This window comes from Streptomyces sp. AC512_CC834 (assembly GCF_019049325.1).
Taxonomy (GTDB): domain Bacteria; phylum Actinomycetota; class Actinomycetes; order Streptomycetales; family Streptomycetaceae; genus Streptomyces.
The window spans coordinates 1-13,027 of record NZ_JAGMUO010000048.1; the positions used below are offsets into that span (position 1 = coordinate 1).

9 protein-coding genes are annotated in these 13,027 nt (G+C 72.7%); 6 read left to right on the forward strand and 3 right to left on the reverse strand.

Annotation, left to right across the window (positions count from 1 at the left end; genetic code table 11):
- Positions 1-47 precede the first annotated feature (47 nt).
- From KUM40_RS18440 to KUM40_RS18460, 5 genes are all read left to right on the forward strand, one after another.
- Entirely contained in the window at positions 48-1,592 is a 1,545-nt protein-coding gene (locus tag KUM40_RS18440) for an amino acid permease (protein WP_217167082.1), read from the forward strand.
- Positions 1,593-1,854: 262 nt separating this feature from the next.
- Entirely contained in the window at positions 1,855-2,925 is a 1,071-nt protein-coding gene (locus KUM40_RS18445; protein ID WP_217167163.1) for a mechanosensitive ion channel family protein, read from the forward strand.
- Between the two features lie 137 nt (positions 2,926-3,062).
- Complete coding sequence (locus KUM40_RS18450) at positions 3,063-5,282, forward strand: NADP-dependent isocitrate dehydrogenase (protein ID WP_217167083.1); 2,220 nt, start codon at positions 3,063-3,065, stop codon at positions 5,280-5,282.
- 127 nt (positions 5,283-5,409) lie between these two features.
- Complete coding sequence (locus KUM40_RS18455) at positions 5,410-6,207, forward strand: N-formylglutamate amidohydrolase (RefSeq protein WP_217167084.1); 798 nt, start codon at positions 5,410-5,412, stop codon at positions 6,205-6,207.
- Between the two features lie 91 nt (positions 6,208-6,298).
- The gene (locus KUM40_RS18460; RefSeq protein ID WP_217167085.1) at positions 6,299-7,561 is read left to right on the forward strand and encodes a cytochrome P450; all 1,263 of its coding nucleotides are present in this window, start codon (positions 6,299-6,301) and stop codon (positions 7,559-7,561) included.
- Positions 7,562-7,593: 32 nt separating this feature from the next.
- On the opposite strand, the gene KUM40_RS18465 is transcribed toward KUM40_RS18460, so the two are convergent.
- The 3 genes from KUM40_RS18465 to KUM40_RS18475 all read right to left on the reverse strand — a co-directional run bounded on the left by KUM40_RS18465 (position 7,594) and on the right by KUM40_RS18475 (position 10,204).
- Positions 7,594-8,127, reverse strand: coding sequence for a hypothetical protein (locus tag KUM40_RS18465; protein WP_217167086.1), 534 nt, complete (start codon positions 8,125-8,127; stop codon positions 7,594-7,596).
- Positions 8,124-8,699 carry a sigma-70 family RNA polymerase sigma factor gene (locus tag KUM40_RS18470; protein WP_308401181.1) on the reverse strand — a complete coding sequence of 192 codons (576 nt, stop codon included), beginning with the start codon at positions 8,697-8,699 and terminating at the stop codon, positions 8,124-8,126. Before KUM40_RS18470 ends, KUM40_RS18465 begins: the two co-directional genes overlap by 4 nt.
- A gap of 71 nt (positions 8,700-8,770) precedes the next feature.
- On the reverse strand, positions 8,771-10,204 hold the full coding sequence (locus KUM40_RS18475; RefSeq protein WP_217167088.1) for a S8/S53 family peptidase: 1,434 nt from the start codon (positions 10,202-10,204) through the stop codon (positions 8,771-8,773).
- A gap of 181 nt (positions 10,205-10,385) precedes the next feature.
- Here KUM40_RS18475 and KUM40_RS18480 point away from each other — a divergent pair, with 181 nt between their 5' ends.
- On the forward strand, positions 10,386-13,004 hold the full coding sequence (locus KUM40_RS18480) for a CHAT domain-containing protein (RefSeq protein ID WP_217167164.1): 2,619 nt from the start codon (positions 10,386-10,388) through the stop codon (positions 13,002-13,004).
- Positions 13,005-13,027: the final 23 nt, after the last annotated feature.

The window sequence follows — 13,027 nt, forward strand, 5'->3', positions numbered from 1 at the left end:
CACTGACCCCCACCGACCCCCCACCCTTCCGTCCCCGGAGGTTTCGCATGTCCCGCCCCTCTGAACCGTCCGTTCCAGGGCCGCGCGCCGCGTCCGGCGCCGCGACCGACGAGGAACAGCGCCTGCGCGAACTCGGCTACCGGCCCGTGCTGGCCCGCCGCATGGGCGGCTTCGGCAACTTCGCGATCAGCTTCTCGGTGATCTCGATCCTGTCCGGCTGCATGACCCTGTACGGCTTCGGCATGGGCACCGGCGGCCCCGCCGTGATGCTGTGGGGCTGGGCGGGCGTCGGCCTGTTCGTGCTGTGCGTCGGGATGGCGCTGGCCGAGGTCACCAGCGCGTATCCGACGTCCGGCGCGCTGTACTACATGGCCGACCGGCTCGGCGGCCGCCGCTGGGGCTGGTACACCGGCTGGCTGAACCTGCTGGGGCTGCTCGGCGCGATCGCCGGGATCGACTACGGGGCGGCGCTGTTCACGGGCGCGTTCCTGAATCTCCAGTGGGGCTTCGAGCCGACGCCGGAGAAGACGATGCTGATCTTCGTCGTGATCCTGCTGCTGCACGCCACCCTCAACCTCTTCGGCGTGCGGCTGGTCAGCGTGCTCAACTCCGTCAGTGTGTGGTGGCACCTGGCCGGTGTCGCGCTGATCGTCGGCGCGCTGGTGATCGTCCCCGACCACCACCAGTCGCCGTCCTTCGTCTTCACCGAGTTCGTCAACGACACCGGCTGGGAGAACCCGCTGTACGTGGCCGCGATCGGCCTGCTGCTCGCCCAGTACACGTTCTCCGGCTACGACGCCTCCGCCCATCTGTCCGAGGAGACCTCGAACGCCTCGGTGTCGGCGGCGCGCGGCATCGTGCGGGCCATCTGGGTGTCGTGGCTGGCGGGCTTCGTGCTGCTGGCCGGACTGACCTTCGCCATCCAGGACTACGACGCGACGCGCGACACCGCGACCGGGGTGCCACCCGCACAGATCCTGCTCGACGGACTGGGCACGGACGGCGCGAGCGCGCTGCTGCTCGTGGTGATCGTGGCGCAGTTGTTCTGCGGCAACGCGGAGGTGGCCGCCGCCAGCCGCATGGTGTTCGCGTTCAGCCGGGACGGCGCGCTGCCCGGCTCGGCCCTGTGGCGCAAGGTGTCGGCCCGTACCCAGACCCCGGTCGCCGCGGTGTGGCTGGCGGTGGTGGTGGCCGGCCTGCTCGCGGTGCCGTCCCTGTACTCGGCGACGGCGTACGGCGCCGTGACCGCCATCAACGTCATCGGCATCACCCCGGCGTACGCCATCCCGGTGCTGCTGCGGCTGCGGGCGGGCGACCGGTTCACACCGGGGCCGTGGAACCTGGGGCGGTGGAGCAGGCCGGTCGGGTGGGTCGCGGTGGTGTGGGTGGCGTTCGTCACCGTGCTGTTCTGCCTCCCCCAGTCGTCGCCGGTGACGGTCGGCACGATGAACTACGCCGCCGTCGCCCTGGTCGTCGTACTGGTATTGGCCACGGTGTGGTGGTTCGTCGCCCGCCGTTCGTACGGCACTCCGACGACCGCGGCGTACGGCGACGACCGTGAGCAGGCGGAACTGGCCGAGGGCATCGTCTGAAACGCCCCGCCCAGCCCGTCGGCACGGTTCGGCAGGGTACGGACCACCGCCGGGATGCGGCAGGATGAGCGGTCGCGCGGGTCGAACCGTTCTACGAACAGGCCGGGTCACGTATCCCCGACATCCCCGACATCTCCACTCCCCCGACATCCCGTAGGTATCGAGCAGGTGACGACGTGACGAACCATCACATCCGGTCGTCGGCGAAGGGCTTCGCCGCGGCCGTGCCCCCTGGAGGCGGCCGGTGACCGAGGAGCTGGCCATGGACCACCTGGTGCCCGCCAGCATCGCGCTGGGCGCGGGCCTGCTGGGGGCGTTCCTGCTGCGGGTGCTGCTGCGGTGGCTGGCGGGCCACGCCGGGCGCACCCGCTGGGGCGGCGACGACGTGGTCGTGGCGGCGCTGCGCACGCTCGCGCCGTGGGCGGCGGCCGCGGGCGGCGTGGCCGGGGCGGCGGCGGCGCTGCCGCTGACGCGGACGGTGCAGCACCACGTCAACCAGGTGCTGACGATCCTGCTGATCTTCGTGGCGACGGTGACGGCGGCCCGGGTGGTCGCCGGTCTGGTGCGGACCCTGACGACGTCCCGCTCCGGGGTCGCCGGGTCGGCCACGATCTTCGTCAACATCACCCGGATCCTGGTGCTGGCCATCGGGTTCCTGGTGATGCTGCAGACGCTGGGCGTCTCCATAGCGCCCATGCTCACCGCCCTGGGCGTCGGTGGTCTGGCGGTCGCGCTGGCCCTCCAGGACACGCTGGCCAACCTCTTCGCGGGCATCCACATCCTGGCCTCGAAGACCGTGCAGCCCGGTGACTACATCCAGCTCAGCAGCGGCGAGGAGGGCTACGTCGAGGACATCAACTGGCGCCAGACCACCGTCCGTGAGCTGTCCAACAACCTGGTCGTGATCCCGAACGGGCAGCTCGCGACGTCGAACATGACCAACTTCATGCGCCCCGAGCAGCGACTGACAGTGCTGGTCCAGGTGGGTGTCTCCTACGACAGTGACCTGGATCACGTGGAGCGGGTGACGACCGAGGTGATCGCCGAGGTGATGACGGAGGTCGGCGGCGCGGTGCCGGAGCACGAGCCGGCGATACGTTTCCACACCTTCGGCGACTCGCGGATCGGCTTCACGGTGATCCTGGGCGTGGGCGAGTTCAGCGACCAGTACCGGATCAAGCACGAGTTCATCAAGCGCCTGCACCGGCGCTACCGCGCGGAGGGCATCCGGATTCCGTCGCCCGCCCGGACGGTCGCGCTCCAGCAGGGGGCCGCCGTGACGTTCCCGCAGCAGCGGGCGGGCGAGGACGCCGACGTTGTCCCGCTCCCCTGACCGCGGAGTTTCCGGTGACCGCGGTGTGTCCGGTGACCGCAGGGTGTCCGGAATCTCCGCACCACCCCTGTCGAGCCAGGGCCGGTCACGAGATATCTTGATGTCGAGCAATGTTGCAGACGTGGAGCGGAGCACCGGTGACTGACTCGACCATCATCTATACACACACTGACGAGGCCCCGGCCCTGGCGACGTATTCGTTCCTGCCGGTGATCCGGGCGTACGCCTCGCAGGCGGGTGTCGCGGTCGAGACCCGCGACATCTCGCTGGCCGGCCGCATCATCGCCCTGTTCCCGGAGTACCTGACCGAGGACCAGCGCATTCCGGACGCCCTGGCGGAGCTCGGCGAGCTGGCCAAGACCCCCGCGGCCAACATCATCAAGCTGCCGAACGTCTCGGCGTCCATCCCGCAGCTCAAAGCCGCGATCGCCGAGCTCCAGGGCCAGGGCTACGCGCTGCCGGCCTACCCGGACGACCCGAAGACCGACGAGGAGCGCGACATCGGCGCCCGCTACGACAAGGTCAAGGGCTCCGCGGTCAACCCGGTCCTGCGCGAGGGCAACTCCGACCGCCGCGCCCCGGCCTCGGTGAAGAACTACGCCAAGAACCACCCGCACCGCATGGGCGCCTGGACCGGCGAGTCCAAGACCAACGTGGCGACCATGGGCGAGAACGACTTCCGCTCCACCGAGAAGTCCGCGGTGATCGCCGAGGACGGCACGCTGCGGATCGAGCTGGCCGGCGACGACGGCACCACCACGGTGCTGCGCGAGTCCGTCTCCGTGAAGAAGGACGAGGTCGTCGACGCCTCCGTGCTGCGCGTGGCCGCGCTGCGCGAGTTCCTCACGGCCCAGATCGCCCGCGCCAAGTCCGAGGGCATCCTGTACTCCGTGCACCTGAAGGCCACGATGATGAAGGTCTCCGACCCGATCATCTTCGGCCACGTGGTCCGCGCCTTCTTCCCGAAGACCTTCGCGCAGTACGGCGAGGCGCTCGCCAAGGCCGGCCTCACCCCGAACGACGGCCTGGGCGGCATCTACAAGGGCCTGGAGTCCCTCCCCGAGGGCGCCGAGATCAAGGCCTCCTTCGACGCCGAGCTGGCCGAGGGCCCGGAGCTGGCGATGGTCGACTCCGACAAGGGCATCAGCAACCTGCACGTGCCCTCGGACGTCATCATCGACGCGTCCATGCCGGCCATGATCCGCACCTCCGGTCACATGTGGGGCGCGGACGGCGGCGAGCACGACGCCCTCGCCGTCATCCCGGACTCCTCCTACGCCGGCGTGTACCAGGCCGTCATCGAGGACTGCCGCGCCAACGGCGCCTACGACCCGTCCACCATGGGCTCGGTCCCGAACGTCGGCCTCATGGCGCAGAAGGCCGAGGAGTACGGCAGCCACGACAAGACCTTCGAGATCCCCACCACGGGCACGGTCCGCCTGGTCGACGCCGACGGCAACACCGTGCTGGAGCAGACGGTCTCCGCCGGAGACGTCTTCCGCGCCTGCCAGACCAAGGACGCCCCCGTCCGCGACTGGGTGAAGCTGGCCGTCACCCGCGCCCGCGCCACCGGCGACCCGGCCGTCTTCTGGCTGGACGAGGGCCGCGCCCACGACGCCAACCTGATCGCCAAGGTGAAGGCGTACCTGCCGGAGCACGACACCGAGGGCCTGGACATCCGGATCCTCAACCCGGTGGAGGCGACCAAGCTGTCGGTGGAGCGTATCCGCCGCGGTGAGAACACCATCTCCGTCACCGGCAACGTGCTGCGCGACTACCTGACCGACCTGTTCCCGATCCTGGAGCTGGGCACCAGCGCCAAGATGCTGTCGGTCGTCCCGCTGATGTCGGGCGGCGGTCTGTTCGAGACCGGCGCCGGCGGCTCCGCGCCCAAGCACGTGCAGCAACTGGTCAAGGAGAACTACCTGCGCTGGGACTCCCTCGGCGAGTTCTTCGCGCTGGTGCCGTCCCTGGAGCAGTACGCCGAGGTCACCGGCAACACCCGCGCCAAGGTCCTCGCCGACACCCTGGACCGCGCCACGGCGACCTTCCTCAACGAGGACAAGTCCCCGACCCGTCGCGTCGGCGGCATCGACAACCGCGGCAGCCACTTCTTCCTGTCCCTTTACTGGGCGCAGGAGCTGGCCAAGCAGACCGACGACGCGGACCTGGCCAAGGCCTTCGCGCCGCTCGCCGAGACGCTCACCGCGGGCGAGCAGAAGATCGTCGACGAGCTGACCGCCGTACAGGGCAAGCCGGCCGAGATCGGCGGCTACTACCAGCCCGACCCGGCCAAGGCCGCCGAGGTCATGCGCCCGTCGGCCACCTGGAACGCGGCGCTGGCCTCCCTCGCCTGATCCTTCCCCGGCCAGCAGGCACACCCGGCACCCCGTCTCCGTCCCCTCGGAGGCGGGGTGCCGCCTGTTCACCCACTCCCGGGGCGCGATCAGCTCCTCCGGGTCACGACGCCCTCGGAGCCGCCCCATGAGCGACGTCCCGACCGCCTTCGAGCTGCTGCCGGGGGCCGCACGGTCCCCGGTGATCCTGCACGTGCCCCACTCCTCCCGCGCGGTCCCGGCCGGCGTCCGTCCCGGCATCGTCCTGTCCGACGCGGAGCTGGAGCGGGAGCTGGACCACATGACCGACTCGCACACAGCGGAGATCGCCGAGGCGGCGGCCCGTCTGGCCGGTGTCGCGCCCTGGCGGTTCGTGAACCGGGCGTCGCGGCTGGTCGTCGACCCCGAGAGGTTTCCGGACGAGCGGGAGGAGATGACAGCCGTCGGGATGGGCGCCGTGTACACGCGGACGTCGCACCGCGAGGTGCTGCGGTCCGGCGACACGGATCCGGAACCGCTGATCGAGCGGTACTTCCGGCCGTACGCGCGAGCGATGACCGAGGCGGTCGCGGACCGGCTCGCGGCCACCGGCCGGGCCGTGATCGTCGACGTGCACTCCTACCCCAGCGAGCCGCTCCCCTACGAGCTGCACGGCGAGGGGCCACGCCCGCCCGTATGCCTGGGCACCGACGCGTTCCACACGCCGTCCGAGCTGCTCACCGCCGCCCGGGAGGCGTTCGCCCCGTGCGGCGAGACGGGGCTGGACAGCCCGTTCGGCGGGACGTACGTGCCGCTCGACTTCTACCGGAAGCGGAGCGAGGTCGGCGCGCTGATGGTGGAGATCCGCCGCGACACCTACATGGCCGAGCCGGGCGGTCCGGCCGGGCCCGGCCTGTCGCGCCTCGCGGCGTCGCTGGCGGCGCTCGTCGACGCCGTGTCCGGCTGACCCGCTGCCGTGTCCGGCTGACCCGCTGCCCGCCCACCGGCTGGAGCACTCCCGCGCGACAGCCGGGCGGGTGCGCGGTGAGGGTGGGGGAATGACGCAGGAGACCACCGCTCTCACCGGCCAGTCCCCGCCCCAGGTACGGGACTGGCCCGCCCTCGACCTGGACGGCCCGGAGTTCGACCCGGTCCTCGCCGATCTGATGCGCGAGGGGCCGCTGACCCGCGTCCGGCTGCCGCACGGCGAGGGCTGGGCCTGGCTGGCCACGCGGTACGACGACGTGAAGGCGATCACGAACGATCCGCGCTTCGGACGGGCCGAGGTGACGAAGCGGCAGATCACGCGACTCGCGCCGCACTTCAAGCCGCGCCCCGGTTCACTCGCCTTCGCCGACCAGCCCGACCACAACCGGCTGCGGCGCGCGGTCGCGGGCGCGTTCACCGTGGGCGCGACGAAGGAGCTGCGGCCCCGGGCGCAGCGGATCCTGGACGGCCTGGTGGACGGGATCGTCCAGGAGGGGCCGCCTGCGGACCTGGTCGAGCGGGTCCTGGAGCCCTTCCCGATCACCGTCGTCAGCGAGGTGATGGGCGTACCCGCCGCCGACCGGGAGCGCGTGCACTCCTGGACCCGGCAGATCATCTCCACCTCGGGCGGCGCCGAGGCCGCCGAGCGGGCCAAACAGGGCCTGTACGGGTGGATCACCGAGACCGTCCGCGCGCGGGCCCGCAACGACGGCAGCGGCAGCGGCAGCGGCAGCGGCAGCGGCAGCGATGTGTACTCGATGCTCGGCGCCGCCGTGGGCCGCGGCGAGGTCGGCGAGACGGAGGCCGTCGGGCTCGCGGGGCCGCTGCAGATCGGCGGGGAGGCCGTCACGCACAACGTCGGCCAGATGCTGTACCTGCTGCTGACCCGCCCCGAGCTGATGTCCCGGATGCGGGAACGTCCCGAGGCGCGGGGCGCCGCCCTGGACGAGCTGCTGCGCTGGATCTCGCACCGCACCTCGGTGGGCCTGGCCCGCATCGCCCTGGAGGACGTCGAGGTGCGCGGGGTGCGCGGGGTGCGCGTCGCCGCCGGTGACCCCGTGTACGTCTCCTACCTGGCCGCCAACCGCGATCCGGACGTCTTCCCCGACCCGGACCGGATCGACCTCGACCGCGATCCCAACCCGCACCTGGCCTTCGGCAACGGGCACCACTTCTGCACGGGTGCCGTTCTCGCCCGGATGCAGACCGAACTCCTCGTCGACACCCTGCTGGAGCGGCTGCCGGGCCTGCGGCTCGCGGTCCCCGCCGACCAGGTGGCCTGGCGCCGCAAGACCATGATCCGGGGCCCGCGCATCCTGCCCTGCGCCTGGTAGACGACGGCGCGCTCAGGCAGGCGCAGGCATGCTCAGGCGCGCAGCCACTCCGTCACGACCACCTCCCGGCCGGTCCGCAGCCGCAGCGCGAACGGGCCGGTGGGCGGGGCCTCGCCGGTGAACCGGCCCATCTCGTCCGTCGTCAGCCGGGCGTGGGCGCGCGGGCCGCTCAGCACCTCGATGCCGGCCGGCCCCGGCGGCAGCACCTGGCCGATCAGGCCGTCCGCAGTCACCTCGACATCCACGGTCACCCCGTCCGCGCGGAAGGTCAGCATCCGCGGCGGGTCCGTCTCTCCCCTGACCGGGATGCCGTCGACCAGCGAGTCGAAGGTCAGCTCGGCGACCCGGGCGTCCAGGTCGTGCAGTGCGAAGGCGTCGACGGCGAGCCGCCGCAACTCGGCCGGGACCGGGTCCAGGATCGCGGCGGCCTGCCGCAGTTCCTCCTCCAGGAGCCCGCTGCCGAGTTCCTCGTCCGTGAACGTCCCGTCGGCGCGTTCGTCGACCCGTTCGCCGGTCCGTTCGTCGGTCCGTTCGTCGTCCTCGAAGTCGTCGTTCAGATCGCTCATATCGTCCCCCGTGCCTCCAACCGGGCGCGCAGCCTGCGCAGACAGCGCTGGCGCATCGGCCCGATGCTGCCCACCGCGATACCCAGCGCGGCGGACACCTCCTGATAACTGGGCGGTGGCGAGGAGATCAGCACCCGCAGCAACTGGCGGCACCGCTCGCCCAGTTCCTCGAACTCCTGCCACAGCAGCCGCACGCGCTCGGTCTGCGCGGCGGCCTCCTCGGAGTCGAGCACCGACTCCTCCGGCGTACGGTCCTCGCTCGGCCGGTCGAGAAGCTGCGGATCGTCGGTCGGCGTCCACCGCTTCGAGGCCTTGAGCAGCTTCAGGCACTCGTGCCGTGCCGTGCTCGCCAGCCAGGACCCGGTCTTCTCCGGTTCACGGATCCGCCCCAGGTGCTGGGCGAACCGGAACCAGGCGGTCTGGTACACCTCGTGCGCGTCGGCGTCGGACAGTCCGTGCGACCGTACGACGGACCACACCAGCGGGCCGAGCCCGTCCACCAGTGACTTCCAGGCCGCCGCGTCCCCGTCGGCGGCCGACTGGACGAGCGCCCCGACATCTGCACGGTCCACGGTCCCACCCCTCGTGTACGACACGTCATCGTACGCCGTGGAGGGGGTGGTTCCGACCGTCGTCAGGCAGCTCACGACCCGCCGGCCGGCGGGTCGAAGGGGGCCGGGCGCCAGGTGGGCGGCAGCAGCGCCGGCACGTGCGCCCCGCGCACTTCCGCGTACTCGGTGTTGGCGGCGAGCAGTTGCTTGCGGGCCGCACGCGGGTCGGTCTCCTTGTGCGCCGTCATGTGGGAGGCGACCAGCCCCGCGACCACCGGGGTGGCGAAGGAGGTGCCGCTCCACTGCGCGTGCCCCTCGAACATCACCTGGTCCGGCTTGGCGGGCGCCTCGCCCGGCTCGCTCAGCACCCCGTTGTGCCGGGGGTACTGGCAGGTGCAGGGGTAGGCGAACCCGAACCGGCAGGCGTCGTAGGTGGAGTGCTGGTAGATGTACGGCACGGGCGCCCCGAAGCCGGTCAGGGCGCTGGTGAGCCGCTCGCCGGGGGCGTACGCCTTGACCCAGCCGCCGTGGTTGCTGAAGCAGGCGCCGAACTCGCCGTCGGAGCGCAGCGCGCCGACCGACAGGACGGAGTTCTCCCAGCCGGGCAGGTCGGCGTAGGCGGCGGGCCAGAAGGGCGTGGCGCTGGCGTTGTTGCCGGCGGCGGCGACGAGAAGGGTGCGCTGGTCGCGGAGTTCCTCCATGAAGGCCTGGACGCCGAGCAGGCCGTCGGTGCGGCCGTTGGAGGTGCCCGCGGAGAGGCTGAGGACCTGGGGCCAGCCGTCGCGGTCGACGGCCTCGAAGAGCTTCTCGCCCAGCTCGGACTCCAGGATGGCGCCCGCGTCGTTGAGGGTGTTGAGGACGGTCACCTCGGTGTTGGGGGCGACGGCGGCGACGAGCCCGGCGATGAAGGTGCCGTGGCCGACGTACTGCTGGAGGACGCCGTCGTCGTCGCACTCTCTGATCTGGGCGTCGCCGTCGGTGTGGGCGAGCAGCGGGTAGGACCGGTAGTCGTGCATCAGGCCGGTGTCGATGACGAGGACGCCGACGGCGGTCCCGGCGTCGTACGGCGTCCCGTCGGCGGCCGGGTTCGGCGGCTCGCTCAGCGGGACGGGCACGGGCTCGTCGCCCGGGCAGGCGTTGACGGCGATCGAGACGACGTGGTTGCGGCTGATCAGCCTGCGGCCCGCGCGTCCCTCACTCGTCCTGAGGGAGCGCAGGGCGTGGGCGACGGTGGGGTCGCCGCCGCGGTCGCCCTCACCGGGATCGCCGACCTGGATGCGGGTGACGCCGGTGCGGTTGGTCTCGGGGCTCGTCCGGCGTACGTGGTCCGGGGTCAGGTCGGCCGTCGTGGTGAAGTGGTCGCGCACGGTGTCCTCGACGAGGCGGGCCTCCTCACCGTCGCGAGCGAGGACGACGCCCTTCTCGTAGAAGAACTCGGCGGAGTCGTCCGGGCCCATCACCAGCGGAACGTCCGGCATCGAGCGCTGGATCTGGTCGAACTGCTCGCGGAATCGCTGTGGTGCCATGTCATGTCCTCCACTGGGGCGGCGGCGGTGACGGTCGTGGTGAAGTGGTGGCCGCGGTCGTCAATCAGAGTCCCGGGGTGGCTGATTGATACAGACTCGAACCTGTGTGGCATGGTTCCGGAGCACTACCATCCGTGGGGTGACAGCGGGAAACGACGACTCGGTTCTCGAACTCCTGCCGATGGTGTTCGCCGCCCCGGGCGAGGCGCTGACGCGGGCGGAGGAGCTGCTCGGCGCCGATCCCTCACCGCTGCACGCCTCGATCGCCCATCAGGTCATCGGCATCTGGCAGCGGGACTTCGGCGACACCCGGCGGGCCCTCGCCCACCTGCGGCGCGCCCGCGATCTCGCCGCCCGCGCGGACTCGGCCGAGCGGGAGGCGGACGTACTGGCCACACTCGGGGTCGCGTTGGTGCACTCCGGTCGCACCAGGGACGGTCTGGCCGCGTTCGAGCAGGGCGTGGCGCGCGGCACCGGGCACACCCGGGCGCGGGTGCTGTTCCGGCGGGCGTACGTGTGGTGGGTACTGGGCCGGCACGGCGAGGCGCTGGAGGACGTACGGCGGGCGATCCCGGTGCTGCGGCAGGCGGACGACGTGATCTGGACGGCGCGGGCCCTGACGCTGCGGGCGACCGTGCATCTGGCGCTCGGTTCGGTGGAACGGGCGGACGCCGACTTCACGGCGGCGGAGGCCCTGTGGGACACCACCGGCCAGGAGCACGACAAGGCCGACGCGGTGGAGAGCCGGGGGCTCGCGGCGTTCCGCTCGGGTGACGTGCCGGCGGCGCTGCGGCTGCTGGACGAGGCGGAGGAGCGGTACGCGAAGCTGGGCACGCCGACGTTCATGCTGACCATCCGGCGGTGCGAGGTCCTGATGGCGGCTGGGCTGGCCACGGAGGCGCTGACCGAGGCGGACGGGGCGATCGCCGCGCTGGACGGGATCGGCGGGCAGTCCACCCGCAAGGGGGAGTTGCTGCTGGTCGCCGCGCGGGCGGCCCGGCTCGCGGACGATCCGCGGACGGCGCTCGCCCGCGCGGCACTCGCGGTACGGCTGTTCGCCGCCCAGCGGCGCACCTGGTACGAGACGCATGCCCGGCTGGTGCTGATCGAGGCGCGGGTCGCGACGGGACGCGGGTCGGGCCGGCTGGTCGCGGACGCGGCGGCGGTGGCGGATCGGCTGGCGGCCTTCGGGGCGCCGGCCGCGCCGGAGGCGTCACTCCTCGCGGGGCGGATCGCGCTGGGACTCGGCTGGACGGCGGACGCGGAACGGCATCTGGCGGTCGCCGCGCGCAGCCGCCACAACGGGCCGCCGCTGGCGCGGATGACGGGCTGGGCGGCGCAGGCGCTGCGGGCGCGGGCGGCCGGGTCGGCGCGGGGCGTGCTGGAGGCCTGCCGGCGCGGTCTCGACGTCCTCGACGACCACCGGATGACGCTGGGCGCCTCGGAGCTGCGGGCCAGGGCCACCGCGCAGGGCGCGGAGCTGGCGGCGCTGGCGCAGCGGGCGAGCCTGGTCTCGGGCGGGCCTCGGCGGCTGCTGGTGTGGAGCGAGCGCTGGCGGGCGACGGTGCTGTCGGCGCCGCCGACCCGGCCGCCGGCCGATCCGGTGCTGCTGAGCGCCATGACGGCGTTCCGGGAACTCGCCGCCCGCGCGGAGGAGGCCCGCACGGACGGCGGCCGGCCCGCCCCCGCCCTGGAGCGCGAACAGCGGCGCCTGGAACGGGACATCCGCTCCCGCACCCTGCACATGCGGGGTGCGGCTCCCGACGACGGCGACCGGTTCGACGTGGGGCGGCTGCTGCGGCGGCTGGGTGACGACGTACGGCTGGTGGAGCTGGCGGTGCTCGACGGGCGCGTGCACGTACTGCTGTGCGGGCAGGGACGGGTACGGCGGTTCGAGGCGGGGCTGCTGGCCGAGGCGGAGCGGGAGGCCGAGCACGTACAGGCCGGCCTGCGGCGGCTGGCCCACCCCGGGGCGGAGGCGCGGCTGCCGCTGGTGGAGGCGGCGGGCGCGCGCCTTCAGGAGCTGCTGCTCGGGCCCGCCGCGGCACACCTCGGTACCGGTCCGGTCGTCGTGGTCCCGCCGGGCCGGCTGCACCGGGTGCCGTGGGCGCTGCTGCCCGCACTGCGCGAACGGGTCCTGAGCGTGTCGCCGTCGGCGAGTAGCTGGCTCCGCGCGAGGGAAACCGCTCCCCCGCCCAGCGGCCGCCAGGTACTGGTGCGCGGCCCCGGACTGGCCAGCGAGGGTGCGGAGGTGCCCGAACTCTCCGACCGGTACGGGGGTCCGCGGACGCCGGGGACGCCGGGGGGCGGGGCGGCGTGGGCCGCGGAGCCCACCGTCCTGGAGGGGGACGAGGCGCGGGTGCCGCGGGTGTTGCGGGAGTTGGACGGGGCCGCGTTGGCGCACATCGCGGCGCACGGGACCTTCCGCGCGGACAGCCCCTTGTTCTCGTCGCTGCGGATGGCGGACGGGCCGCTGATCGTGCACGACCTCGAGCGGCTGGACCGCAGCCCGTACCGCATCATCCTGCCCTGCTGCGACACCGCCCGCTTCGCGTCGGTCGGCGCCGACGAGCTGCTCGGACTGGTCACCGCCCTGCTGCCGCTGGGCACGGCAGGGGTGGTGGCGTGCACCGCGCCGGTCAACGACGCGGCGGTGGTGCCGCTGATGCTCGCGCTGCACAAAGGGCTGGACGCCGGCCTGTCCCTGGCGGAGGCACTGCGCGACGCACGGACCGCCCTGCCGGGCGACGCGGTGCACCAGGCGACGGGTTGGGCCTTCTCCGCGTTCGGCGCGGCCTGAGAGGGCGGCGGGCGCGGGCCGGT

What these genes read in the sequence shown, in the direction of transcription:
- KUM40_RS18460 (WP_217167085.1), top strand. Translation starts at nt 6,299, where the DNA reads ATGACGCAGGAGACCACCGCTCTCACCGGCCAGTCCCCGCCCCAGGTA.
- KUM40_RS18445 (WP_217167163.1), top strand. Translation starts at nt 1,855, where the DNA reads ATGGACCACCTGGTGCCCGCCAGCATCGCGCTGGGCGCGGGCCTGCTG.
- KUM40_RS18465 (WP_217167086.1), bottom strand. Translation starts at nt 8,127, where the DNA reads ATGAGCGATCTGAACGACGACTTCGAGGACGACGAACGGACCGACGAA.
- KUM40_RS18475 (WP_217167088.1), bottom strand. Translation starts at nt 10,204, where the DNA reads ATGGCACCACAGCGATTCCGCGAGCAGTTCGACCAGATCCAGCGCTCG.
- KUM40_RS18455 (WP_217167084.1), top strand. Translation starts at nt 5,410, where the DNA reads ATGAGCGACGTCCCGACCGCCTTCGAGCTGCTGCCGGGGGCCGCACGG.
- KUM40_RS18440 (WP_217167082.1), top strand. Translation starts at nt 48, where the DNA reads ATGTCCCGCCCCTCTGAACCGTCCGTTCCAGGGCCGCGCGCCGCGTCC.
- KUM40_RS18480 (WP_217167164.1), top strand. Translation starts at nt 10,386, where the DNA reads ATGGTGTTCGCCGCCCCGGGCGAGGCGCTGACGCGGGCGGAGGAGCTG.